The following is a 23,647-nucleotide window of genomic DNA, read 5'->3' on the forward strand; positions in this document are numbered from 1 at the left end:
ATATAGTAAGCTGTTTCTTCATAAGTTTTATCCCCGCGACTACCCCTTCTTTCTACTTTAATAATTCGGCGCAGATTTTCAAACCCTTGTCTTTCATTTTTCCTCACTTTAAAAACTTCTATTTTTCTTGATATTTTTCGTCCATGACTATTATCTTGTTTGAGAAAGCAACTTTCTGGCTTTGAGGAATTACTCAGGTCTTGTATTCGCTGATAAAGATTTTTCTGATTTCCTTTAACGGTGATAACATAATCATTTTTACTCTTGATTATTAAGCTGATTGTTTTTTTCTGACAGTGTAAAGCATCGCCAGTAAAAACTTTATTTTGGAGAGAGCAATCCTCAATTATAGCTTGCCCTTCGTCGATTTCAGACACTTTTTATTCCTGAGTAGTGTTTTTTGTGTGTAAGCTTGTAGTCTTATGCTTTGAGGCTATTAGCCTACTTTTGTCGTTTCTTTGCTAGGTCAGGCAACACCCCAACCCAAGAACAAAGGGAGACAACGTTTTTTTACACATTTCTCTTCCCACAAATGTATCAAAAAATACAATTTAAGAAATCTTTACATTCTTCTCCCCAACTAACGATTCAGATTTTGGTTTTTTTGGTTGTACTGATAGCGATCGCCACCCGCGCCGCTAGGTTAGGCAACACCTTAACCCAACACCAAAGGTGGACGACGACAGCTTACACAACACCTATTCTTTGGGGAATCTATCTTGAGAATGATTTGAAATATGCTAACTTGGAAGATTATCACGATCGCATCTAGTCAGTACCATGAGTGAAATTAGCATCGGGGGAAAAGTCCGTCTGATTGCCATTCCCCCTTACCTGAAAACCGCCGATCCCATGCCTATGTTACGGCCGCCGGATCTGCTCAATATCGACGATATAGGCACGGTTATTGATCGCCGGCCGGGGGGTTATTGGGGTGTAAAATTCGATCGAGGCTCATTTCTGCTCGATAGCAAATATTTAGAGGTCATTTAAACCAGTTAAGTGCATCGCAGTCAAGACAACTTTTAACCAAGGTAAAACTATCGGTCATTGGCTGCCAGAAACTGCCTGCTTGGATGATTAAATCTCTCAGACAAAAAATTATACCCAGTAAATCAGTCTAGTTATATCCAAGTGATCGGTAATCCAGAATAATAACCTAAATTTATGGAACTAGGCTCTGTTTCCCAATCTAAAACCTGTTCCACACGCTGATAAATTGCCGCCGCTTCCTCACTAGAATTGCCGATACAAGTTAACCCTAATTTACCAAATTCTGACAGCGCACCCATGAGATGAAAAACCGTTCCCGTTTTACTGCTACTATCAAAATGTAAGTGATGTTTAGCAATAATATCCATTAAATCATCGGGAAGTAAACCTTTGTATTGGGGTTTGTGGAGATTATCGGAGGCAATATAATACTTTTCTTGGTGAGGTTGACTGAAAAATAATCCAGTTTCTCGATCATATTTACCATTAGTTAAAAGTTTCAAAGTCATAAAAGGATGGGTGGTTCCTCCTTTTCGCAGATTAATTTCGATCGCCTGTAGATCCCAGACTAAAGTTTCTGGATTTTTAACAGCGACGAAATCAACTCCATAGCGTTCAATTGCTCCCTTGGCTGCCAGAATTTCCCCTATTTTTAGACCTAATTCCTGTAATTGCAGGCGATAATTTTCATCAGCGGGAAAATGGCAACCTAGATAAATTTGACCATCGGGACCCCCTAAAATTTGATCGTGAGTGGAAAGAATCTTCACTTCTCCCGTGGGTGTAATATAACCTTGCACACTCGGCGATCGCTTTTCTTCTCCTTCAATAAAAGCTTCGACAATTGCCCCTAATTCAGCAATTCTGCCAGAAAAACTGTCCCAATTTTCATCCCTTGCTTGAAAACTCATCTTGTCTAATAGTTTAGCCAAGAGATTCATTTTCTCGCTTAAATCTAGGCTGTTACTATCAACAATTTCCCCTAAAGGACGTAAATCTAAAACTGCATTTCCTTCTCCCGATAACCCCTCATTTAACTTCACTACCATGCGTTTTAGTTGCGGTTGACGGGACCACAAACTAGCAGCTTCGTATAACAAATCTTTGACCGTATTTACCTGTAAACTACCGTCAGGATGGGGAATATTGCCTTGACCAAAAATCTCGCGACTGCCACTTTTAGAACCCCAATACAATAAATCTGGACTAGAGGCAAATAAAGGAATATCTAATTGTAAAGACAATTCTCGCTCTAAATTAGTAGAATTAAAACAAACCATATAGGCCCGATCTCGACGCAACGCTTGCCGGATTCTTGCTACTAAGCGCGGTCTGTCCAGAATTTTTTGGGTTAAAGGTTGAAAAGAGTTATCGTGAGTTGTCAGTAATAACAGACGATTATTAGCATGGGAAAAAGGAATCCCAGGCAACAATTGCAGGTAATAATCAATCACCATCCGCGAAAGTGGCTGCGCTGTTACATAGATTAAACGAGTTTTCGGGTGTCGCAATCGAATCAGAGAAAATAATAATCTTTCTTCGTAATGTAAAAACCCCGCCACTTTTTGACCGACTCTCTGATCGATACTAAAAGAAGGGATAACTAGGATATCATAATCGCATTCATCCGATTCGAGAACGTTTTCTCCCTGCCAAATCTCTTTTAATTTTTCTTGTAATTCTTGATACCGCAGCCGCTTTTCTAGCATCAAATCTCTATCTAACAGCATGGTTTGTCCCACCTCTGGGGTTGCAGATACCTGTATCTTATCGATTTTGAGAGCCTGTCGTCTCCAGTGTCTTTCTTTTCTTAATATTCCCCAATCCCTGGGATCATTGCCATTAAAAAGGGATACAGTGGACTCTGTATCCCTTTTAATCACCTGAGATTGGCTTTAACCTAGCGGGTGGAATAAGAGATCGGGATAAAAGCGATTGAATTCGATTAAAATCCCGGCAGTGAAAGTCAGCAGCGCCATAATTAACACGGGTGCGGACGAGAGAAATTTAGTAAGTCCTTCCATCTGAGTTCTCCTAGGGAATAAAAAGTCAAGGGTTTGACACAAAAATTAACGAGGGGAAACGGTAATTTCCGAATCCTTAACGGTTAATTTACCGGAAGTGGCTTCTTGTAAAGCCGCCAAGGGCCAGAGAAAACCCGTTAACATTTTGCTGAGAGCGAGGGGAACATCGATGATGATTTCCTTCATTTCGGCATCTTTGTCGTCGCGCACGGCGATTAAATAGGCCCGACCAACCCAACCGATCCAACCGGTAATGTACAGGAATAGGATGCTAGGGATAAAGAAATCGCCCATGTGGTCCCAACGACCATCAACAATTAGGTGGGGATAGCCTTCCGGTCCACAGAGAGCTTGGGAGTAGGTTTGAGCGCGTTTGGCTCCCGATTCGGGGTCAGGAGTGGTGTTGCGGAAACTCTTCGCTTTTTGTAGGAAAGCGGGATTTTCGCTACAAGGGGTCAGATTGGACAAATCAGCCGACGCTGGAGCGGCAAAGGTGAACCAGAGGGATAGCACCAGGGCCAGAGCGAACAATTTTCGCATAAATTGTTTCCTTTTGTTACGAAATATGAAGTTCTTTGTTCAAAAAGCGAACAATTTGATCGTACACGGAAAAAATCTTACTCCGATGAGGGGTACGAGTAAAGTTTCTATTACAAAACTATACGCAAAGCTTCAGATCCCGGTGATATGAACCACCACTTGTCTTTGGTGACGACTCTGACGATGTTCCCAGAGATAGATACCTTGCCAGATGCCTAAAACTAATTTACCCCTAGCGATCGGGATTTGTTCCGATGTTCGGGTTAGGACCGAGCGAATGTGAGCGGGCATATCGTCTGGCCCTTCGGTAGAGTGATAGTAGAGACTGCTATCTTCCGGGACTAACTTGGCGAAGAAATTGGCCAAATCGGTGAGAACATCGGGATCGGCATTTTCTTGGATCAGCAAGGAAGCGGAGGTGTGACAGACAAATATACTGCATAATCCCGTCGTTATGCCCGATTCGGCTACGATCGCTTCTATGGGGGCAGTGAGACGATGGAAATTCTTGGGACTGGTGGTAATCGTCAGGGATTTTTGATATTGACGCATGGCAACCGAATCAGGGAGAAATGGGGGTGGGGGGGATTGTCCTCGATAGCAAAGGTTGTCCCGCTTGCAAGAGATCGTGAAGGTCCACCACTGCACCGATAACAGCGATCGCTGGGGCTTCAAAGCCGGTGGCTTCAATCTGGTCCATAATCGTGCTGAAAGTACCGATTAACTGCTGTTGTTGCGGTGTTGTTCCCCAGCGAATCAGGGCGATTGGTGTTTCTGGACTTCTGCCCGCCTTGGTTAACTCGCCGATAATATGGGGTAAATTATGCACACCCATGTAAACGACAATTGTTTCCGCACCATGGGCGATCGCTGACCAGTTAACTTGAGGACGATATTTACCCGCCATCTCGTGGCCGGTGACGAAGGTAACGGAGGAACTATAATCGCGATGGGTGAGGGGAATACCGGCGTAGGCAGGCACGGCAATTCCTGAAGTGATCCCCGGCACGATCTCGACGCTAATTCCGGCGGTGATCAGATCGAGCATTTCTTCACCCCCGCGACCAAAAACAAAGGGATCACCTCCCTTGAGACGAACAACCACGGCATTAGTCTGGGCCTTTTGGATCAGTAAATCGGTGATTTCCTCCTGTACCAGAGAATGACGACCGCGACGCTTACCCCCATGGATTTGTTCGGCCTTGGGGTTAATCATGGCTAGAATCGAGGGGCTGACTAGGGCATCATAGAGGACAACATCGGCGTTTTCTAAGAGAACTTTCGCTTTTAAGGTCAACAAACCGGGATCCCCGGGACCCGCACCGACGAGATAGACCTTACCGCAACTTTCTGATTGATTCATAGATACTGGGGAGAAAATTCTTGCTTCGATCGAATGCGCTTGATCCCTACTTTATTGTGACTGGGGCAAAATTTGGTATTTTTAGCTACAGTCACTCGGCGATCATGCGCTTTCTTCATGAAGAATTATGATCTTAACATTACTTAACCTTTAATCTAGCGATCACTCTGATCCTAAATCTTGTCTATAGAAATTCTTGGAGCTATGAGGTACAATAGAAAGCAAATAGACAAATAATAGAACTCGCCAGCTTCCTATGAGACCCTATTCTGTAGATTTTCGCCAAAAAATTATCGATGTCTGGAAGAAAGAAAAAATTTCCATTCGAGGACTAGCCCAGAGATTTGACGTGGCTAAAAGCTTTATTCAGAAGTTATTGAAGCAATATAAAGAAACAGGAGATATCCGTCCTCGTCCGCAAGGGGGAAGTCCGCCAACCAAGTTAAATAGTGAACAACTGATAATTTTAATAGAAATCATCGAAGCTAACAATGATGCAACTCTCGAAGAATTATCAGAATTACTGTATGAAAAGACACAGGTGAAAGTCAGTAGAGCCACCCTGGGGCGGCTGACGCAAAAACTCAATTACAGTTTCAAAAAAAAACACTACACGCGGCGGAAAAAGAAAGTGACAGGGTAGAGCAAAAAAGAGTAGAATACTGGTCACAAGTGCGGGAAATTGAGGCATCAAAACTAATTTTTATCGATGAATCGGGGGTAAATTTAGCCCTTTTGAGACTCTATGCTAGAGCCTTAATTGCCCAAAGAGATCGAGAAATAAAACCACAAAAAAGAGGAAGAAATATTTCAATAATTAGTGCTATAAGCTTAGAAAAAGTTGTCGCATTAGTCAATATATAAACGAAATAATATTCAAGGCTCATTTAATAGAGATTCTAGGATTTCGGGTGTTAATCCTCTAGCTTCGGATCGATTGCTAATTTCGTCCATCAGCTTACCAAGAAAGTCCCTATCGTCTTTACTCGGCTTTCTCATCAACAGATCAATAAAAATCCGAACACGCTCTTTTTCTTCAGAGGATGCGGATTGATCGGCTGCCGCTGTTTTGGGACTGACTTCGATCAAAATTTTGCTCATATTATTAAGGCTCATTCTTGCTATGCTTCGGGGGGTTGTTTGACTAATTCGAGTGCTTGTTCATTGCTTAAGGTTAAGTTCCGCATAGTCCATTTTTAATTTAATTATAACCAGCTAATTATGTCTTAATCAATATCAATTTAATATCCTTGCCATCACACCAGAACCTACGGAGGAGCTGATTACCCTTCCTTTTTATCATAAAGACTCCTTCGATCGAGTATCGCGGGATCAACAGGATTTCAAGATTCTTCATCCGCAACGGGATCGATCACGAGTGCTTTAAATTCTGAGGCAGAAATTATAGTTGTCGATCCTAAATTATCTACTTCTTCAAAGTCTTTATCACCTGTGATCAAAAAGTCAGCATCACTTGTCATCACACAAGCTAGAAATTTAGCATCCGATCGATCTCTAGGGAAATCAACGGTGCTGTGAACATCAATTAATCTAGGAACTGTATCGAAAATCCTATACCATTCTCTTATCACTCCTTCCGACAGCTTAAACTTAGGACGGCTGACAACATCTTTATATTCAGTTAAAATAGCTTCGGAAACAATCCATTCGATTTTATTAGACTCGATCACGAATTGTATAACCGTTCTCGGCAACCTTCCTTTTAAAATTGCCGAAACTAGAATATTCGTATCGATCACGACTTTCATTCGCCTCTCCGATAGGCTTCAATTTCTGCGGCGATATCTTCTTCGGTAATATCCTGAACGCCGGGTAAGGATTGAGTTTTATCAAAGAGTTCTTTAACTTGTTGGTTTAAAGTCTGACGGTTTTGTTTGTCCGCTAAATTTAACAAAGCGTCTTTTAATAAATCTTCAACGCTGTTATAGTTTCCTGTCGCTAATTGAGAGTTAATTAATTGTTCTAATTCGGGATTTAAGGTAATATTCATGGTGAAATACACTCTGTAAATTCGGTGGATATTATGATGGTTCGTGAACGATTTCATCGATAAATTCTTCTTTTTCTTCTTCCGTCATGGTATCCCAATCATAGCCGCGTTCTTTGGCTACGATTCGAGCTTTGTCAATGGCGTAGTTAGACAAGGATTCCCATCGGTCCGACTGACTGAGGATGAGAATTTTATAAACTTCCTGTTTCTGGTCTTCGGGGAGTTGTTTGACTAATTCGATCACTTGTTCGTTGCTTAAGGTTAAGTTCGGCATAGGTCGCTTCTAGACACCAGCATGATTAATCAGTTTAACACGAGTCTCTAGCCGGCTCGTGGGTGGGGGGACTGATCGCTAACGGGAAAAGTCATGATCTAGAAATTCTTGAATCGTTAAAATTGGGATTTCTCGAAATGGATTTAAAACTAATAGATCAGAATCGCCGCTTACAATACAGGTAGCTTGACCATCGATCGCTAGTTCTAAATACTGATTATTTTTCTCATCTCTGCAAACCTTGATTTTCTCTCGAATCACGACAATTTCCGCGGTTCTTTCTATCGCCGTTATAAATAGCCGCCTTTTTGCTGAGGAGGCATATCTATCGAATTTGGGACGATTGAAAACAGTGATCAATTCTAACAAAGTAGATTCGGACATTAAAAGCTTGCCGATATTTTGGGCTTTGTCTAATGCCTGACGAGCTTTGCCGTTTTTCGACAGAAGCGCGCTTACTAAAACGTTGGTATCGAGAATAAAAGAATATTCAAGGCTCATTTAGTAAAGATTCTAAAATTTCGGGGGTTAATCCTCTAGCTTCCGCCTCATCACTAATTTCGTCCATTAGTTTTCTCAAGAAATCGATATCGCTGTTAACTGGCTTTCTAATTAGCAAATCGACAAGAACCCGGACGCGTTCTTGTTCCTCCGGGGATGCGGATTGATAGACTTCTGCCGCTTCGGGACTGACTTCGATCAAAATTTTGCTCATAGTATTAAGGCTCATTCTTGCTGTGCTTTGGGGAGTTGTTTGAATAAGTCGATAACTTGTTCGTTGCTTAAGGTTAAGTTCGGCATAGGTCAATTCTAGACACCAGCATGATTAATCAGTTTAACACCAGTCCTTAATGGAGAAGGTTTTCGGTTCGCCTACACCTTCCGGGGTTCGATCGGTTAGAATCGAGAAATTATCGGCCTAGAAAGTCCTTTCATCTTCGCGCTTGCCGTAAAATTATGATTGTCTCTCTCCAAGAAGCTCAAGCCAAACTGCCCGAACTGATATACAATCTCAAACCGGGAGAAGAATTGTTGATTACCGATAATAATCTCCCACTAGCCAAATTAATCGGGCAAACCCCCACATCTCCCCAACGTCCGGGGCCTGGCCTATGTAAAGGAATGATTACCATCGTGGCCGATGATGAAGAACACTTACAAGACTTTGCGGAGTATCTGCATTGAAATGTCTAATCGATACCCATACTCTGCTTTGGTACACACTCAACGAATCCCCACTAAGTAGCGCCGCCCATCAACTAATTATTAACCAAAATAACGAAATATTAATCAGCCCAGCATCCTATTAGGAAATCGCCATCAAAATCAGTATCGGTAAACTCATTTTACATCAATCTTACAAAGATTTTATCGACGTATGCCTTAATCAATATCAATTTAATATCCTTGCCATCACACCAGAACATACGGATGCGCTGATCACCCTTCCTTTTTATCATAAAGACCCCTTTGATCGCCTTCTGGTAGCTCAAGCCATTGTTGAAAATATTCCGATTATTAGTGTAGATACTATTTTAGATCGGTACGGTATTCAACGTCTTTGGTAGGGCGATCGTTTTTCTCAACCTATCGGAAAACTCGACACTATAACCCGTTTCTAATCCCTCGATTTGATGTTTTTCTACCAATGTCCCCACGTCTCCTGCGGATAATCTTGCTTCGCGAATATCTTTTAATAAAATCCCATTGAGTAAAGTTCATAATTCATGGTTATTATTTCGATCTAAAAAGTCCAAAAAGTCTTTTGCTTTCACGATCTGAATATTTTGATATTCAACCAGTGAAAGAAGATGTTTGTCCCCCGTGATAATATGGGTAGCCTTGCCAGCGATCGCACATTCTATGATCATATCGTCATCGGGATCGTTGGGAACCGCTCTCAGTTGTCTTGTTATCGGAACAAGGCTAGAAAATTGACGAATTTCCGCGATATATTCTCTAAGTCCCCGTTCAGATATTTGAAATTTCTGCTGGAGTTTTTCGGTTAATTCGTCTAAAATCTCTTGGCAGGTTACTGAAGATACCGATCCCGTCTTCGCTAACGATAAGCAGGAAAATGTAGGGCTGCTTTTAGACAGCCAAGCAGAGATTAATATATTTGTATGAAAAACAACTACATAGGTCACTATTTTTCGTGAACGATTTCATCGATAAATTCTTCTCTTTCGTCTTCGGTCATAGTATCCCAATCATAGCCGCGTTCTTTGGCTACGATTCTAGCTCTTTCTGCTCCTTCATTAAATACTGGTTCCAACTGTCTCCACTGACTGAGGATGAGAATTTTATAAACTTCCTGTTGCTGTGCTTCGGGGAGTTGTTTGACTAATTCGATCACTTGTTCATTGCTTAAGGTTAAGTTCGGCATAGGTCGCTTCTAGACACCAGCATGATTAATCAGTTTAACACGAGTCCTTAATGGAGAGGGTTTTCGGTTCGCCTACACCTTCCGGGCTTCGATCGGTTAGAATCGAGAAATTATCGGACTAGAAAATCCTTTCATCTTCGCGCTTGCCGTAAAATTATGATTGTCTCTCTCCAAGAAGCTCAAGCCAAACTGCCCGAAATGATATACAATCTCAAACTAGGGGAAGAATTGTTAATTACCGATAATAATCTCCCACTGGCAAAATTATCAGAATAATAGAATGATCTCGCACACCTCGAAGCATAAACCTTCGCGATCAAAGAGCGAAAGTGCAAGGGTTTTAAGTCCATATTTCGATTTCTCAACGTTTGTTTCTTGCACTTTTTTGCCAAAAAAACCCCAAGCCATTTTCTAGCATGACCTCCACTGATATTTAGCAAGCCCTAAGTATTAATGATCTTTTAAGTCCATTTAGTTAAAAAATCTTGTAGTGGCGGATATGGTATTCGTTTTAATTTACCAAAATTAGTATCTTTTTCATAATCATTATCTGCCAATGTTTCCCCTGCCCTTTGTTTTTTCCTGCCATTATTACTAATCACCTTGGGAACATTATCAATCCATTTACCGCCAGTTTCTATCAATCGTTGATCTCTTGCTCGAATGCAATCGATCATTGAAAACACTTCAATGTCAACGATAAATGGTGAACAAAAACCATTTTCTTCTTGAAGTTGAATAGCTGCAATCAATAAAACATCTTTTTCGGCATCAATACTATCAATCGTAATATTTTCTTTTAGTCTTGCCGATGGTTCTCTTGGTGTCGGTGGTCTTTTGAGTTGTAAAGTTTTATTATCTACAAATAAACCTTTTAACTCTACTCTTTTGCCTGAAATATGAATGTAGTCGGGATAACTTTCTCGTTCTCCAATTTGACTGGGAGATTTCTCTAGTCCAATGTTTGTAATTTTTTCCTGATTTTGATAATTTAAAATTAATTGAATTTGGGGTAAAACTCCATCTAAAAGTGTGTTAACAATTACAGCCACTTGGCTAGGTTCAAATCCTTTTAGTGCTTGATCTGGAATACTCAACCAATCTATTTTTATGCCAATCAATGACTTAAAAATATTGCGTAGTGATTGAATTTCTTGTGGTGATATATCGGGCATAATCATTAATTATTTGATAAATTTGCCTGTTTCATTATCTGTCTGCAAGTAAGAAGGTTGTGCCAAGATTGCTCTGCTAGAACTATTAAACTAGAGTTTATTTTTGTCCGTTCTTGCAATGTAGGAACGCTTACAGGTATCTGTTCCAAATTCTCTACGCTTACTCTTGGACGTGTTCCACCACTCCCTGCTGGCATTTGATGGAGAAATAAAGCTGATTTGAGATAACACCACCAAAAATAAGGTAGGTTATCTTTGGGTATGATCTCTACAAACTCTGAATTAATAGGATAGAATAAGGGACTATCTTTTTCGATCCAAGTTGCTTTTGGTGTTACTAAAACATTGCCAAGATAGGCTCTCATAGTGCCAAAAATTAGAGATTGTTCACCGACAACACTATATCGTCCTTTTGCCAAATAATTATCTTCTAGGACAAAGGTTAATAGTTCTCCTTTTGGAATGTTTTTATATTCTATCGGTGCAAAATGACACAAACTAATATCGCATTTATGATTGATAATTTTTTGAATATCAACAAAATCTGATAGAGTATAACCTAATTCATTCTTTTTGTAATGATAGGGATTCCAGATACCTGCTTCTATCTTACAGGTATCTACTATTGTCAAAAAAGTATGCCCGTTTTTTTTCATTGTTTTTATACTTAAATACCGAGAACTTTGGCGACTTCCTTGTTTTCTAGCAATGTTTTTAGATCGTTGCTTTCTGTCTTTTTTTGCTGATTGTTCAGGGGGATGCCAATTGAAGAAATATTAGAAAAAATCGTCTTTTTATTTATTGTATTTTTACCTTTTTTGTCCAAGACAATAATATCGGCACGAGTCGTGGTATTTGAAGTTGATTGAAAAACGCCTTCAGGTAATATTATAACGGCAGTTAATAACCAACTTTTCTCGACACTTTGACGTAACTTTTCGTACTCTTTATTTGAGATAATTGAATGAGGCAAAAGACAAACTAAACGTCCGTCAGGCTTTAATAACTCTAGAGCTAAATCAATAAATAGAGCATCGCTATTTCTATAGCCTAAATTGAATAAGTCGCTTTGAGATTCTAACAAGTCTATTGGCAGTGAAAACGGTGGATTTGCTACAATGTAATCTACTTGACCAAATAGTGTTTGAATTTCTTGATCGGGACGATAAATATTCGACGTAAATAGAGAAATATTGTGACTTTGGTTAGTATTTATTCTTAAAACTAATTCCGTTAAACAGACCAACATCTCATCTACATCATTGGCAATGAGATGACAAGGTTTATATTGCCAACGTTCTCCCGCTTCTTTTAGAAAAGTTCCACTGCCACAAGTAGGATCCATTATTAAAGCATCCGATTTAATAGGAAGCATACTGACCATTTGTTCTGCTATTGCGTGTGGGGTAAAAAACTTTCCCGTAATGTCTCTGAATCTTTTAGCTAAAAAGTATTGATAAAAAATAGGTAGGTTTTTTCCATTGACATCGTTTTTTATCTGACAATAAATTATTTCTTGAAGAGTCTTGTCTTGAAATACAATTTCTGATAAGCATCGCCCTTTCATAATAATCTTATCGAGCTTTTTAGTAGTTTCAATGGCAAAAACATCAATGTAAGAATAGGCAATTACATTGAATACATCTTCCCCTTCATAGCCAAACTGTCTAAAAGCTAACTCTATATCTTTCAGAGCTTTAGTTTCTAACATTCTTTTACCTCGCACTTTTTGATCAAGATTTAGATTATACATTTTGTTAATCTCCTAAAAACCTTCTGGCTTTAAGACAGGACGATAACGTAATTTGATAATAACAGAACCACTAAACCTAAAACTTGATTGAAAAGCAATAAAATTGAGTTGCTGAGTCATTATTCCATTATTACAAATCTGGTTCATTATTATTTCATAATTCATTTTAAATTCAGAACCATTTTTATCAATTAGAAATATAAAATCAGCACATCTTCTATTAGGATTGTCTCTAGATGGATCATCTTCATAACAAAAATCTTCGGTTTTATAGATAACCGAACCATTATTACACTTAATAGCGAAAAAAACGCTAGTAATTCCTGATTCTAAAACTTGACAATTATATTTTCCTTGCTGAGTTTCGATAAAACCAATTGCTTCAAACCAAGTGTTATTGATTAATCTTTGCGGCCAGTCCTCTGGACATGAATTAGCAAAAGCAGCATAGTTTTCTAAACTTATTATTATGCTTATAGCTTTTGTTAACCATTTTAACATTTCAAATTTTCCTTTGCATAAGGATTAATTATAGTAGTTTTATTGTAGGTTAACTTTATGTTAACCTACAATATTTTTGTACTAACTAACTACCGCCAATCCTTGCCACATCGCGGGCGTTGGCTTCAAAGGCCGCATCGAGGGCAGAATCGCCAGTTAAACCAGAATCTAACGCCTCTTTAATACACTGCAACATCCGCTTATAATCCTTGGGCATTACTTTAACAAACTTGGGCAACATTTCTGACCAATTTGCTAAAACTAGCGCCGCTTTTTGACTATGGGTGTAATCAGCATGGCGTTGAATTAATTCGCGTAAATCGTTGATTTCTTCCCCTTCTAAGGTCTCTAAAGCTACCATTTGGGTATTGCAACGAGTGGCGAAATCCCCTGACTCATCGAGGACGTAGGCGACACCACCACTCATTCCCGCCGCGAAATTGCGACCGGTGGGCCCTAAAACAACGACTTTACCCCCCGTCATATACTCACAGGCGTGGTCGCCAACGGACTCAACCACGGTATTAACTCCAGAATTGCGGACACAGAAACGTTCCCCAGCAACCCCAGAAATATACACCTCACCACTGGTTGCACCGTATAAAGCCACATTACCGATGATAATATTCTCCTCGGCCACAAAAGTGGAACCTTTGGGCGGATAAACGATGATTTTGCCACCGCTTAAACCCTTACCCACATAATCATTGGCATCCCCTTCTAACTCCAGTGTCACTCCTTTGGGAACAAAAGCACCGAAACTCTGCCCCGCGCTGCCCTGAAAATGGAGATGTACGGTATCTTCGGGTAAACCCTCCCAGTGACGTTTAGTGATTTCGTTGCCTAAAATCGTCCCCACCACGCGGTTAATATTTTTAATCGGTAGTGTCGCCTTGACTTTTTCGCCTTTTTCAATGGCATCTTTGCATAAATCCACTAAAACGGTTATATCCAAGGACTTATCTAAACCGTGGTCCTGGGGAATCTGGCAATAACGCCCTACCTCTGCATCTACCTCCGGTTGATAGAGAATCGGAGTTAGGTCAATTCCTTTCGCTTTCCAATGTTCTACAGCCTGTTTTGGCTCTAATACATCAGTTCGCCCCACCATTTCATTTAAGGTGCGGAATCCCAATTCGGCCATAATTTCCCGCACTTCCTGGGCGATAAATTTCATGAAATTCACCGTATATTCGGGATCTCCGATGAAATTCTTCCGTAATAACGGATCCTGGGTCGCTACCCCCGCCGGACAGGTATTAAGATGACAAACCCGCATCATAATACAGCCTAACGTTACCAGTGGCGCGGTCGAAAAACCGAATTCTTCGGCCCCCAATAGCGTCGCTACCACCACATCGCGGCCGGTTTTCATCTGGCCATCGGTTTCCACCGCAATGCGACTGCGAAGATTATTTAACACCAATGTTTGATGGGTTTCTGCTAGTCCCAACTCCCAGGGTAAACCCGCGTGTTTAATCGAGGTTTGGGGTGAGGCTCCGGTCCCACCATCGAAACCAGAGATTAAAACCACGTCAGCGTGAGCTTTAGCGACTCCGGCGGCGATTGTACCAACTCCCACCTCAGAAACCAGTTTTACGCTCACTCTGGCCGCGCGATTGGCATTTTTTAGGTCATGAATCAACTCCGCTAGGTCTTCAATGGAGTAGATATCATGGTGGGGTGGGGGAGAGATTAAACCAACTCCGGGGGTGGAGTGACGGACTTTGGCAATCCAAGGATAGACTTTTTTACCCGGTAATTGACCGCCTTCGCCCGGTTTTGCCCCCTGGGCCATTTTTATCTGCAATTCTCGCGCTTGGGAGAGGTAAAGACTGGTGACACCAAAACGGCCGGAAGCTACCTGTTTAATGGCACTATTTTTCGAGTCTCCCTGTTCATTTGTCCAAGTGTAGCGCTCGGAATCTTCGCCCCCTTCCCCGGTGTTCGACTTGCCACCGATACGATTCATGGCAATAGCGAGGGATTCGTGGGCCTCTTTGGAAATGGACCCGTAACTCATGGCCCCGGTTTTAAAGCGTTTCATAATCGCTTCAATCGGTTCCACTTCTTCGATGGGGATACTTTCCCGGTTTTTAAAGGTTAATAGTCCCCGCAGAGTGAAGAATTTTTGATTCTGTTGGTTGACCAGTTGGGAATACTGCTTAAAGAGGTCGTATTTGCCCAATTTTACCGCTTGTTGCAGGGTATGAATGGTTTCTGGGCTAAAAAGATGGGCTTCCCCGTCCTTACGCCATTGATATTCACCGCCAATATCGAGGGTATGCACATTAACATCCCGGTCGGGGAAAGCGTGGCCATGTCTGAGTAGGGATTCTTTGGCAATAATTGCTAAATCGGCCCCTTCAATGCGGGAAGCTGTCCAAGTAAAATAGCGATCGACTACCGATCGATTTAAGCCAATAGCCTCGAATATTTGCGCCCCACGGTAGCTTTGCAGGGTAGAAATGCCAATTTTAGAGGCCACTTTAATTACGCCCTTGGTGGCGGCTTTTATGTAGTTTTTACAGGCACTCTGGTGGTCAACTCCTACCAATAATCCTTCCTCGATCATACTGCCGAGGGTGGCAAAGGCTAGATAGGGATTAATCGCACCGCAACCATAACCGAGGAGAAGGGCGTAGTGATGCACTTCCCGGGGTTCGCCGGATTCCAGGACAAGGCCGACTCTGGTACGGGTTCCCTGCCGGATGAGGTGGTGGTGTAAACCGGCAACTGCCAGCAGTGAGGGAATCGGAGCGTGATTTTTATCGATACCTCGATCGCTTAAAATAATAATGCTCGCGCCCGCTAAAATTGCCTCGTCCACCTCTTGACAAATTGCCTCAATTGTGCTACGCATCCCCTCGACTCCCGAAGTGGGATCGAAGAGAATGGGAATAGTCACGGTTTTAAATTCGCTATTGCCCTGTAAACGCGCTAATTGGGCGTTAGTGAGGATGGGAGAGTTAAGTTTAATCAGGTGACAGCTTTCCGGCTGCGGATCCAGGAGATTTCTCTCCGCGCCGATAGTGGTGATGGGAGAGGTGATAATTTCTTCGCGAATCGAGTCAATCGGGGGGTTAGTGACTTGGGCGAATAACTGCTGAAAGTAATCATAAAGCAGTTTTGGGCGATCGGACAAGACGGCTAGGGGTGTATCGGAACCCATGGAACCCACTGCTTCCACTCCATCCCGGCCCATGGGGGCTAATAAAAGACGTAATTCTTCAAAAGTGTAACCGAAAGCGGTTTGCTGTTGGATTAGGGAAACAGAAGTTTCCGGTGGCGCAGTTTCCACAGCCGGTAAATCATCTAAATTGACTAAATTTTCGTTTAACCACTGGCGATAGGGATGAGCTTTGGCAATAGCTTCTTTTATCTCCTCATCGGCCACGATACGACCTTCTTTCATATCCACAAGGAACATCCGGCCGGGTTGCAGACGACCTTTAAAAGCGACGCGTTCCGGTTCAATGGGTAAAACTCCCGCTTCCGATGCCATAATTACTAGGTCATCTTTGGTGACGTAGTAACGGGAAGGACGTAAACCATTGCGGTCTAACACTGCTCCCATCATCGTACCATCGGTAAAAGCGATCGAGGCCGGACCATCCCAGGGTTCCATCAAACAGGAATGGTATTCATAAAAGGCTTTTTTCTCATCACTCATCGATTCGTGGGCCGCCCAGGGTTCAGGAATCATCATCATGACAGCGTGAGGGAGAGAACGCCCCGATAAAACCATTAATTCTAGGGCATTATCAAAAATTAAGGAGTCACTACCCTCGATATTAATAACCGGCTGGATTTTTTTGATGTCTTCCCCGAATAAGGGTGAGGCAAACATCGACTGACGGGCGTGCATCCAGTTAATATTACCTCGCAGGGTATTAATTTCGCCATTGTGGGCAATATAACGGTAAGGGTGGGCGCGTTCCCAACTGGGGAAGGTATTGGTACTAAAACGGGAATGGACTAATCCTAAAGCACTTTGAAAGTCGGGGTCGTGTAAATCGGGAAAATAGTCACCCACCTGTACTGGCATTAATTGCCCTTTATAGACAATGGTACGACTAGAAATACTGCAAGGATACCAGTAACGATTAAAAGATTGACGACTGAGGTGGGAACGTTTGCGAATAACGTATAATTTGCGTTCAAAGGCCAGATCATCGCTTAAATTGGCATCGCGTTCGATGAAAACCTGTTCGATAAAGGGTTCGGTAGATTTGGCCGAATTGCCTAAACTGGAGTTATCCGTGGGAACATCACGCCAACCGAGAACTTTTAACCCCTCTTCGGCGGCGATTTTCTCGAATTCCTGGCGACTTTTCCCGCGAATTTCGGCATCAGGGGCCGTGTAGAGCATTCCTACCCCGTATTGTCCCGCTGCCGGTAAGGTAAAACCTAGATTACTGGTCACTTTCCGGAAAAATAGGTCGGGGATTTGGCATAAAATACCCGCCCCATCTCCGGTATTTTTTTCCGCACCGCACGCGCCACGGTGATCGAGGTTTAGTAAAATTGTTAAGGCTTGTTCAACAATATCGTGGGACTTTTTACCCGTTTTATGAACGATAAAACCGACACCACAAGCATCATGTTCAAATCGGGGATCGTATAGTCCTTGTTTCCGTGGAGTTTGATTGTTATTCATCTTGTCTAATAGCCTAGCAGTCTGGAAGGGAATGGCCTAGAGGGTGAGCCAGAGTAGCGATTCTAGGTATATCAATTTTGTATCCAGACTGGACCTTCGGTCTTATATCTTAAGGAAATGTTTCGATGTGACAAGGGTTCCTTTACACCGAATCCAACTTCCGACCATTCTAGAACCTAAAAATGGGTCACGGCGATTTTTCTTGGCGATTAAATATATCGAACTTGGTTTCGCATTTCGTCCGCAGTCACTCGATCAAGAATAACCAGTAAACGGGTTGCGATCTCTCGCGGAGGGCGACGGACGGCAAAAATCACCCCGTAATGGGTTCGATCGGCATCGAAGTAATCGCGAACCAGTTCTTCAAAATCGGTTCGGTTGTGAGTGACTAAGGTTCTCCCCTGACTCACCGCGTGAGCGAGTTGTGCTTTATCTGTGGCGTTAAGTTGTCCCGCATCCCTCGCAGTAATCGCGTCAAACCCGCTCGCTCTCAACAACTCGGCGATTAAAACGTTAACATCTTCATCTAGATAGAGACGGATAAAGAGATTATTCACGAATTTTTTAGCAGCGGATCGATTAAGTCGTCGGGAACGCGGTTATGCTCGATATAAGCGTTAATTTCCTCTAGATGGTCGCTGTAATAGGTCAACGCACTGAAAATCTGACTTAACGTCAGATGGGGCATTCCTAGGGGTATTTCTTCGGGAGCGACCCCCAGACGCCAAGTTTCGACGATGGCGCGGACGGGTGTACGCGTTCCTTTGATAATTGGTTCCCCGTGTAAAATCTCGTCGTCTCGAACGATATAGAGATATTCGGTCGCTTGAACCATCGCGGTTTTCTGGAGTGGATATCGTTTAGTTTATCGTATCGATCGAACCCCCGACTATTCCCCATAAATATCGGTTCGGTTACTTCAGCCACCCGATCTCACTTGCGGCGATTGTTTCGCTCTTTCTCGCCATTTTTTTGAATTTTCTGTGATTACCTCGCACATCGATCGGGCTTTTTCCGCCGCATCCCGTGCCATTTCCAGAATTTCCTCTAGTTCCCGTTCATTTAGTCCTGTTTCTTTTCCTTCCATCACCTTAAACCCTCCAAGCGATTTTTAACCTTATCAAAAATGTCGGGGTGAAGACCGAGCGGAGCAGTTTGATTGGGAAATTTCGATAATTACAAGAGGTCGTGACGTATTTTCCCGAGTACCCGCTTCAAAATCGCCAGATCCTCCCTACAAATCCGATAAATTTCCTCTGGATCGATGTCAAAATAATCGTGGGCGAGAATATTTCTGATTCCCTTAATCTCCGACCAAGGAATTTCCGGATAGCGATTCGCTAAACTCTCTGCCATTAGCCGATCGAGTCTTCTAATATTTTCACTAATCGCAATCAACATCATACTAATGCCATCCAATCGATCGAGTCCATCATCATCGGCGATGAAATCATCGGCTTTTTGAATCCGGGTAAATCGCCGCTCGATCCGGCGGATCGCCTCTTCAAGCTCTAGTAATAACTCGAATAGAAGCGATCGATCACACATAAATGGCCTCTCGATCGATCCGTGCCTTGAGGTAAGGATTCAGAGAATCCCGATAGCGGATCACGTCCACTTCCCGTCCGAATAGGTTCTCTAGTTCGGCTTTCAGTCTGACTCTTTTAAGCAGATCGGGGGGCATACATACCACTATATCTATATCGCTCGTCGGTCGGGTTTCCTCTCTGGCTACCGAGCCGAAAATGCCGATTCGATTGATCGCGTATCGTTCCGCTAGTTCGGGTTTCAGGGTTCGTAAACGTTCCAATATGTCGTTGGCAGTGATTTTATCTACCATCTGATTTATTCCCTTTGGTTAATTGTGCGATCGATCTCCCGATCCTGATCAAAGACTAAAACGGGCTGCCACAATCGCACAACCCGTTCCCAATCAATTTAATTTTTAGTCCGTCAAAATTACTTTTCTAGTTTCCGGCCTTTGCACAATAAACCCACCCCGGCAACGGAGAGTAAACCGAGAACCGTCGCTGGTTCGGGAACGGTGGTCAGGGAATAATTGGCGAGGACGAAGAGTTCAACAGTAGAACCGTAACTACCGTCGGAAGCGAACCCCGTAACCACGTTCCCCGCAATGTCGTTAGAGGTGCCAAAGCCGAATAGATCATTACAATTCGTGGTGTTACAAGCGATAAAATCTAGTCCCGATCCGTCTAAGGATAGCACCGCCTGACCCGTTAGACTACCACCAGAAAGGTTAAAAGCGTCAAAAGAACCTATGAACGGGAGGGCAGGAGCGGGAGAGCCGTTAAAGGTGGTATTACTGATAGAACTGACGAATACCCTGTTGTTATCTGGTTGCAGGGTTCCGTCCACCGTCGCAGTGATGGTTCCTAAGCTGGAGGTGTAGGAAAAGTTAAAAGTGGCGGCACTGGCAACCGGTGCGAGGGTGGCGGTGGCTACTGTGGCGAGGGCGACGGTTAGGGGTTTGTTGAAGTATTTTTTCAGGGACATATTCTGACTTGAATTTGTTTAAAATCTAGCCAAATCTTACCCCCCCCCCCCCCGATTTTGTCAAGGTTGTTTCTATTTATATTTATTATGCTTTATCTAGCTATTGATTACTCGATTGGGGATTGAGGGGGATCTGCCAAGAGAGCGGCGAAGTGGTGCGCTTTTCTGGGGTGCGGGGGGCGATCGGTAAAATTGACATACACTATAATTATCAGAGCGATCGATGTTTATCTAAGTTAAAAACAACAATAAAACTAGCGATCGATGGGCGTGATCAGTAAAGTTAAATTACGAGAGTTTTGGGAAGGCCACTCGGACGCAGAAGAAGCTCTTAGCGATTGGTATAACTTCGCTAGTAAGGCTAACTGGAAAAATTTAGTAGAGGTTCAAGGTCGCTTGCAGTATCAACCGAAACCGATTAATAACTCCCAAGAATACGAGCGATTTTTAAGCATAATTGAAGGGATGATGTCACGGGAGTTAAGCAATGACGAAGGACTATTATTCGATTTATTGGTGTTATTAGTGGAAGAATACGAGCGGAAACATTATCCGATCGCCCGAACAAATCCTACCGCTACGTTAGAATCTTTACTTGATGAATTCGATATCGATAGGGAGTGTCTTGTCGATATTTTCGGCGATCGGGATAGAGTAGAATCGGTGATAGGGGGGAAACAGGCGATCGCTCCTTCTCAAGCCGAGTCTCTAGCCGAATTTTTTAATCATTTAAGTGCGAAACTGGCGTTAAGCGCCCGTGATTTTCTCTTGTAGCCTCGCTTTTCCTTCGGGGACTGGGGGGGAAGACCATATAACAAATCCTTACTTTCTTCATAACTTTAGATTAATTAAGATAATGTTACAAAACTTTATGAAAAAGGCGTAGTATGATAATTTACGCCAGTAAAGCGAACACAATAAGGAGCAACACCCATAATGCAGTCGGCCGAGATGTTGCTGACAGTCCCCAAAGAGTATTTAAAAGCACCGGGGGGCTTCAACCCAAACGTTACCATGTTTTTCAGTGCCTTGAGCCTAATAACCCTATCTACCTGTGGCTATTGGCTATGGTCCTGGCCGGACTGGATTTGTTTTAGTGCTAATGTCCTCGCTTTACATTTATCGGGGACAGTTATCCACGATGCTTCTCATAATTCTGCCCATAGCAATCGGCTATTTAATGCTATTTTAGGTCATGGTAGTGCTTTAATGCTCGGTTTTGCCTTTCCGGTCTTCACTAGAGTCCATTTACAGCACCACGCGCACGTTAACGATCCCGAAAATGATCCGGATCATTTTGTCTCCACTGGTGGACCGTTGTGGATGATTGCGGCCAGATTTTTTTATCACGAAATCTTCTTTTTTAAGCGGCAACTCTGGCGAAAATACGAACTACTGGAATGGTTCCTCAGTCGTCTTTTTGTGGCTACCATAGTCATCGTCGCCTGTCAATACGGTTTTATCAGCTATGTGATGAATTTTTGGTTTGTTCCCGCTTTAGTGGTGGGAATTGCCCTCGGTTTATTTTTCGATTATCTCCCCCATCGTCCTTTCCAAGAGCGTAATCGTTGGAAAAATGCCCGAGTTTACCCCAGTCCCCTGTTAAATCTGCTGATTTTAGGGCAGAATTATCATCTCGTGCATCATCTTTGGCCGTCGATTCCCTGGTACAAATACCAACCGGCATACTATGCCACTAAACCGCTTTTAGACGCAAAAGACTGTGAACAGTCTTTGGGTTTACTGCAAGGTAAGAATTTCTGGAGTTTTCTCTACGATGTCTTCCTAGGTATTCGCTTTCACTCCCATTCTTCTAAAACTTCTTGATCTTATTTATCGTAATGATGAGGTACAAAGTTTTCATTTTAGGGAGTCGGTGGTCGATTTTGTGAGAAACTCTCTATCTGTACTGGTTTTGTTGTCAACCTGATTTTTTGAAGGAGGATTTTATGAGTCAACATTGGGGAAAAGCCTTAATTTTAACAACAACTCTCTTGACAATTAACATCAATTATGCTAGGTCTTTAACCTTTGGTGAGGCCGTGGGTATTGGAGCGGGGGCCTTGTTAATCAACCGAGCGGTACAGGATAATAGACAACGTTATCGATTTGTGCCACCAGAGCAAGAATTTCAGCGCGGACTAGAGGACGGTTTTAACTTTGCCCGCTATGATAATCCGCGCAATTCCAGAGACTACGATGACGGTTTTATCGAGGGAAGAAGACGGCGGGAGTCGGGTTGGTCCAGTCCCAACCGGAGAAGTTAATTATTTTTTTGGTCTGCGTCCCACTTCGGCGGTTTCTTGAATGGAAAATATCCTCAATTTGCCGTCGATGGGAGCGACTTTAGCCACCGCTTCCGATGCCACTATATAGTTATCACCCTCAGTATTGGTAATATTGACTACCCGCTCGCGAGTGATAATCGCCATCTCGTTATTAGCAAGAATATCCACGTCCCAATTCTCAGAAAGAACCTCTATACTTTTAATATTTTTGTAGGATTCCTCTAAAAATATTTTATGTTCCGTGATGCCATCTAACTCAAAAATTTCGGTACTAGCATCGGTTTTAATGGTCAATTGCGAGGAAATAAACGGGGCATAGTGTTTGAGGATTAGGGGGATATTTTTATCTTTAATGGCGGTTTCAATGTCTTGAATCATTGCTTTAATTTCCGCTTCACTGATTTTTTGTCCCCAATCGCGATTACCCGATTGTTTCACCGGCACTATCGAGGGATTAGCATGGACAAAAGGGGGGGAGATACCGGGGAGAAGGGATAAACCGAGCAATAGAACAATTAATTGGGGAGAACGCATAATTTAATAAACTTGGTAAATTCAACCCGAATCATAGCATTTTCTCGTTACCGAATAAATCCTCAAGGTGAAAGGGCTGCATCTCATAAGTAGTCGTGCAAAATAAATTTCCTAGTGAAGATGGGCAAAAGGCAGGAGGCAAGAGGTGGTTAGATATGTGTAATTAATTTTGCGGCTCTTCTAGGTTCTGTGTGATAAGTTTAACTTACAATATGATTGATCAGTCTTTGTGTCCTTTGTGTCTTTGTGTTTCGTTCCACCCCCTCGCTCTTGAGAATGTATCTTAGAATACATTTTGCCCACCAAACCTAAGAGAGCCATTTTGCTTAGGTACTTATAAATAGACTCCTCTTCCACGACCTTTATAGACTTTTTTATAACTAATCTTTTTCTCAATTTAGTATTCAAGATATCCAGTTAAACGATAACTTTTCAAGATTTATTGTATCTTCTTTTCTAAGACTTTCTCATCCTTACCTGGTCTTTTTTGGGCTCTTCGGTTTGTCTTATGCAAGGGACGGGATGATAGGAGATGAAACCCTTATAGGCTCTTCCGGTTTCTGTGTGGAAACGAAGCCTATACTGATAGTTTCTTCGGCAAAATAGTCGTAAAAGTCTTTCTCCGTCAACA

Annotated in this window: 35 protein-coding genes and 2 pseudogenes; 10 read left to right on the top strand and 27 right to left on the bottom strand. The window is 42.5% G+C overall.

Translation table 11 applies throughout. The features are described from left to right. A pseudogene (locus H6G40_RS15020) lies at positions 1–380 on the bottom strand (ISAs1 family transposase); the annotation flags it as partial. A 152-nt stretch (positions 381–532) separates the two neighbouring features. On the opposite strand from H6G40_RS15020, the gene H6G40_RS15025 reads away from it, so the two are divergent. Both H6G40_RS15025 and sipA read left to right on the top strand, forming a co-directional pair. After that, complete coding sequence (locus H6G40_RS15025; protein WP_190537904.1) at positions 533–772, top strand: hypothetical protein; 240 nt, start codon at positions 533–535, stop codon at positions 770–772. 8 nt (positions 773–780) lie between these two features. Beyond that, positions 781–993 carry a regulatory protein SipA gene (gene sipA / locus H6G40_RS15030; protein WP_002738252.1) on the top strand — a complete coding sequence of 71 codons (213 nt, stop codon included), beginning with the start codon at positions 781–783 and terminating at the stop codon, positions 991–993. 131 nt (positions 994–1,124) lie between these two features. Here the strand turns inward: sipA and H6G40_RS15035 are convergent, their stop codons facing one another. From H6G40_RS15035 to cobA, 5 genes are all read right to left on the bottom strand, one after another. Further along, positions 1,125–2,723 carry a peptide ligase PGM1-related protein gene (locus tag H6G40_RS15035; protein ID WP_002735621.1) on the bottom strand — a complete coding sequence of 533 codons (1,599 nt, stop codon included), beginning with the start codon at positions 2,721–2,723 and terminating at the stop codon, positions 1,125–1,127. 165 nt (positions 2,724–2,888) lie between these two features. Then, entirely contained in the window at positions 2,889–3,017 is a 129-nt protein-coding gene (psaJ, locus tag H6G40_RS15040) for a photosystem I reaction center subunit IX (protein WP_002738148.1), read from the bottom strand. A 45-nt stretch (positions 3,018–3,062) separates the two neighbouring features. Beyond that, complete coding sequence (locus H6G40_RS15045; protein WP_002735968.1) at positions 3,063–3,557, bottom strand: photosystem I reaction center subunit III; 495 nt, start codon at positions 3,555–3,557, stop codon at positions 3,063–3,065. Positions 3,558–3,689: 132 nt separating this feature from the next. Further along, on the bottom strand, positions 3,690–4,109 hold the full coding sequence (locus tag H6G40_RS15050) for a secondary thiamine-phosphate synthase enzyme YjbQ (protein ID WP_002737818.1): 420 nt from the start codon (positions 4,107–4,109) through the stop codon (positions 3,690–3,692). A 10-nt stretch (positions 4,110–4,119) separates the two neighbouring features. Then, the gene (cobA, locus tag H6G40_RS15055; protein WP_123229972.1) at positions 4,120–4,920 is read right to left on the bottom strand and encodes a uroporphyrinogen-III C-methyltransferase; all 801 of its coding nucleotides are present in this window, start codon (positions 4,918–4,920) and stop codon (positions 4,120–4,122) included. Between the two features lie 256 nt (positions 4,921–5,176). Between cobA and H6G40_RS15060 the strand changes: the two are divergent. Beyond that, positions 5,177–5,781: pseudogene (locus H6G40_RS15060) on the top strand (helix-turn-helix domain-containing protein); the annotation flags it as partial. Positions 5,782–5,796: 15 nt separating this feature from the next. Here the strand turns inward: H6G40_RS15060 and H6G40_RS15065 are convergent. The 6 genes from H6G40_RS15065 to H6G40_RS15090 all read right to left on the bottom strand — a co-directional run bounded on the left by H6G40_RS15065 (position 5,797) and on the right by H6G40_RS15090 (position 7,920). After that, positions 5,797–6,021, bottom strand: coding sequence for a hypothetical protein (locus tag H6G40_RS15065; protein WP_002735305.1), 225 nt, complete (start codon positions 6,019–6,021; stop codon positions 5,797–5,799). Positions 6,022–6,263: 242 nt separating this feature from the next. Beyond that, entirely contained in the window at positions 6,264–6,689 is a 426-nt protein-coding gene (locus H6G40_RS15070) for a putative toxin-antitoxin system toxin component, PIN family (protein WP_002750630.1), read from the bottom strand. After that, a complete protein-coding gene (locus H6G40_RS15075; protein ID WP_002737637.1) occupies positions 6,686–6,931 on the bottom strand; it encodes a ribbon-helix-helix domain-containing protein in 246 nt (81 codons plus the stop codon). The genes H6G40_RS15070 and H6G40_RS15075 overlap by 4 nt, the downstream gene beginning before the upstream one ends. 31 nt (positions 6,932–6,962) lie before the next feature. Further along, complete coding sequence (locus tag H6G40_RS15080) at positions 6,963–7,205, bottom strand: hypothetical protein (RefSeq protein ID WP_002737040.1); 243 nt, start codon at positions 7,203–7,205, stop codon at positions 6,963–6,965. A gap of 78 nt (positions 7,206–7,283) precedes the next feature. Continuing rightward, positions 7,284–7,706 carry a putative toxin-antitoxin system toxin component, PIN family gene (locus H6G40_RS15085; RefSeq protein ID WP_002738150.1) on the bottom strand — a complete coding sequence of 141 codons (423 nt, stop codon included), beginning with the start codon at positions 7,704–7,706 and terminating at the stop codon, positions 7,284–7,286. Further along, the gene (locus H6G40_RS15090; RefSeq protein ID WP_002737428.1) at positions 7,696–7,920 is read right to left on the bottom strand and encodes a C2H2-type zinc finger protein; all 225 of its coding nucleotides are present in this window, start codon (positions 7,918–7,920) and stop codon (positions 7,696–7,698) included. The genes H6G40_RS15085 and H6G40_RS15090 overlap by 11 nt, the downstream gene beginning before the upstream one ends. Before the next feature lie 242 nt (positions 7,921–8,162). Between H6G40_RS15090 and H6G40_RS15095 the strand changes: the two genes are divergently transcribed. Together H6G40_RS15095 and H6G40_RS23975 are read left to right on the top strand one after the other, a co-directional pair. Continuing rightward, positions 8,163–8,390 carry a type II toxin-antitoxin system Phd/YefM family antitoxin gene (locus H6G40_RS15095; RefSeq protein ID WP_002763578.1) on the top strand — a complete coding sequence of 76 codons (228 nt, stop codon included), beginning with the start codon at positions 8,163–8,165 and terminating at the stop codon, positions 8,388–8,390. A gap of 251 nt (positions 8,391–8,641) precedes the next feature. Continuing rightward, positions 8,642–8,773: a PIN domain-containing protein gene (locus tag H6G40_RS23975; RefSeq protein WP_420372232.1), complete on the top strand. Its 132-nt coding sequence runs from the start codon at positions 8,642–8,644 to the stop codon at positions 8,771–8,773. On the opposite strand, the gene H6G40_RS15100 is transcribed toward H6G40_RS23975, so the two are convergent. From H6G40_RS15100 to H6G40_RS15110, 3 genes are all read right to left on the bottom strand, one after another. Next, the gene (locus H6G40_RS15100; RefSeq protein ID WP_242028767.1) at positions 8,741–8,854 is read right to left on the bottom strand and encodes a hypothetical protein; all 114 of its coding nucleotides are present in this window, start codon (positions 8,852–8,854) and stop codon (positions 8,741–8,743) included. The two genes, H6G40_RS23975 and H6G40_RS15100, sit on opposite strands and share 33 nt — an antisense overlap. Positions 8,855–8,923: 69 nt before the next feature. Then, a complete protein-coding gene (locus H6G40_RS15105; RefSeq protein ID WP_069475346.1) occupies positions 8,924–9,352 on the bottom strand; it encodes a putative toxin-antitoxin system toxin component, PIN family in 429 nt (142 codons plus the stop codon). Then, positions 9,352–9,591 (bottom strand): hypothetical protein, encoded by a 240-nt coding sequence (locus tag H6G40_RS15110; protein ID WP_002791637.1) that lies wholly within the window; start codon positions 9,589–9,591, stop codon positions 9,352–9,354. Before H6G40_RS15110 ends, H6G40_RS15105 begins: the two co-directional genes overlap by 1 nt. Positions 9,592–9,747: 156 nt before the next feature. Between H6G40_RS15110 and H6G40_RS15115 the strand changes: the two genes are divergently transcribed. Next, on the top strand, positions 9,748–9,867 hold the full coding sequence (locus H6G40_RS15115; RefSeq protein ID WP_069475345.1) for a type II toxin-antitoxin system Phd/YefM family antitoxin: 120 nt from the start codon (positions 9,748–9,750) through the stop codon (positions 9,865–9,867). Between the two features lie 185 nt (positions 9,868–10,052). On the opposite strand, the gene H6G40_RS15120 is transcribed toward H6G40_RS15115, so the two are convergent. The 11 genes from H6G40_RS15120 to H6G40_RS15170 all read right to left on the bottom strand — a co-directional run bounded on the left by H6G40_RS15120 (position 10,053) and on the right by H6G40_RS15170 (position 20,194). Beyond that, positions 10,053–10,766, bottom strand: a complete 714-nt coding sequence (locus tag H6G40_RS15120) for a hypothetical protein (protein WP_242028768.1) — start codon at positions 10,764–10,766, stop codon at positions 10,053–10,055. Positions 10,767–10,771: 5 nt separating this feature from the next. Then, positions 10,772–11,422, bottom strand: coding sequence for a restriction endonuclease subunit S (locus tag H6G40_RS15125; RefSeq protein ID WP_069475343.1), 651 nt, complete (start codon positions 11,420–11,422; stop codon positions 10,772–10,774). 11 nt (positions 11,423–11,433) lie between these two features. Beyond that, positions 11,434–12,519, bottom strand: a complete 1,086-nt coding sequence (locus H6G40_RS15130) for an HsdM family class I SAM-dependent methyltransferase (RefSeq protein ID WP_081330906.1) — start codon at positions 12,517–12,519, stop codon at positions 11,434–11,436. A gap of 12 nt (positions 12,520–12,531) precedes the next feature. Then, positions 12,532–13,020: a hypothetical protein gene (locus H6G40_RS15135; protein ID WP_069475342.1), complete on the bottom strand. Its 489-nt coding sequence runs from the start codon at positions 13,018–13,020 to the stop codon at positions 12,532–12,534. An 85-nt stretch (positions 13,021–13,105) separates the two neighbouring features. Continuing rightward, positions 13,106–17,680 (bottom strand): glutamate synthase large subunit, encoded by a 4,575-nt coding sequence (gene gltB / locus H6G40_RS15140; RefSeq protein ID WP_190537902.1) that lies wholly within the window; start codon positions 17,678–17,680, stop codon positions 13,106–13,108. Positions 17,681–17,889: 209 nt separating this feature from the next. Continuing rightward, entirely contained in the window at positions 17,890–18,237 is a 348-nt protein-coding gene (locus tag H6G40_RS15145) for a DUF5615 family PIN-like protein (protein ID WP_002750655.1), read from the bottom strand. Further along, on the bottom strand, positions 18,234–18,515 hold the full coding sequence (locus tag H6G40_RS15150; protein ID WP_002750657.1) for a DUF433 domain-containing protein: 282 nt from the start codon (positions 18,513–18,515) through the stop codon (positions 18,234–18,236). Before H6G40_RS15150 ends, H6G40_RS15145 begins: the two co-directional genes overlap by 4 nt. An 84-nt stretch (positions 18,516–18,599) precedes the next feature. Continuing rightward, the gene (locus H6G40_RS15155) at positions 18,600–18,767 is read right to left on the bottom strand and encodes a hypothetical protein (RefSeq protein ID WP_004163258.1); all 168 of its coding nucleotides are present in this window, start codon (positions 18,765–18,767) and stop codon (positions 18,600–18,602) included. A gap of 89 nt (positions 18,768–18,856) precedes the next feature. Continuing rightward, entirely contained in the window at positions 18,857–19,228 is a 372-nt protein-coding gene (locus H6G40_RS15160; RefSeq protein WP_002738003.1) for a HepT-like ribonuclease domain-containing protein, read from the bottom strand. Then, entirely contained in the window at positions 19,221–19,520 is a 300-nt protein-coding gene (locus H6G40_RS15165) for a nucleotidyltransferase family protein (RefSeq protein WP_069475340.1), read from the bottom strand. Before H6G40_RS15165 ends, H6G40_RS15160 begins: the two co-directional genes overlap by 8 nt. Positions 19,521–19,639: 119 nt before the next feature. After that, on the bottom strand, positions 19,640–20,194 hold the full coding sequence (locus H6G40_RS15170; protein ID WP_002736121.1) for a PEP-CTERM sorting domain-containing protein: 555 nt from the start codon (positions 20,192–20,194) through the stop codon (positions 19,640–19,642). Positions 20,195–20,346: 152 nt separating this feature from the next. On the opposite strand from H6G40_RS15170, the gene H6G40_RS23735 reads away from it, so the two are divergent. From H6G40_RS23735 to H6G40_RS15185, 4 genes are all read left to right on the top strand, one after another. Further along, entirely contained in the window at positions 20,347–20,475 is a 129-nt protein-coding gene (locus H6G40_RS23735; RefSeq protein ID WP_272071995.1) for a hypothetical protein, read from the top strand. Then, positions 20,459–20,968 (top strand): transcriptional regulator, encoded by a 510-nt coding sequence (locus tag H6G40_RS15175; RefSeq protein ID WP_176721682.1) that lies wholly within the window; start codon positions 20,459–20,461, stop codon positions 20,966–20,968. Before H6G40_RS23735 ends, H6G40_RS15175 begins: the two co-directional genes overlap by 17 nt. Positions 20,969–21,130: 162 nt before the next feature. Further along, positions 21,131–22,021 (top strand): beta-carotene hydroxylase, encoded by an 891-nt coding sequence (crtR, locus tag H6G40_RS15180; protein ID WP_002737746.1) that lies wholly within the window; start codon positions 21,131–21,133, stop codon positions 22,019–22,021. A 122-nt stretch (positions 22,022–22,143) separates the two neighbouring features. After that, complete coding sequence (locus tag H6G40_RS15185) at positions 22,144–22,461, top strand: hypothetical protein (protein ID WP_002736138.1); 318 nt, start codon at positions 22,144–22,146, stop codon at positions 22,459–22,461. On the opposite strand, the gene H6G40_RS15190 is transcribed toward H6G40_RS15185, so the two are convergent. Further along, on the bottom strand, positions 22,462–23,016 hold the full coding sequence (locus H6G40_RS15190) for a hypothetical protein (protein WP_002737808.1): 555 nt from the start codon (positions 23,014–23,016) through the stop codon (positions 22,462–22,464). Positions 23,017–23,647 lie beyond the last annotated feature (631 nt).

The sequence above is a fragment of the Microcystis viridis FACHB-1342 genome, assembly GCF_014698335.1.
Taxonomy (GTDB): domain Bacteria; phylum Cyanobacteriota; class Cyanobacteriia; order Cyanobacteriales; family Microcystaceae; genus Microcystis; species Microcystis ichthyoblabe_A.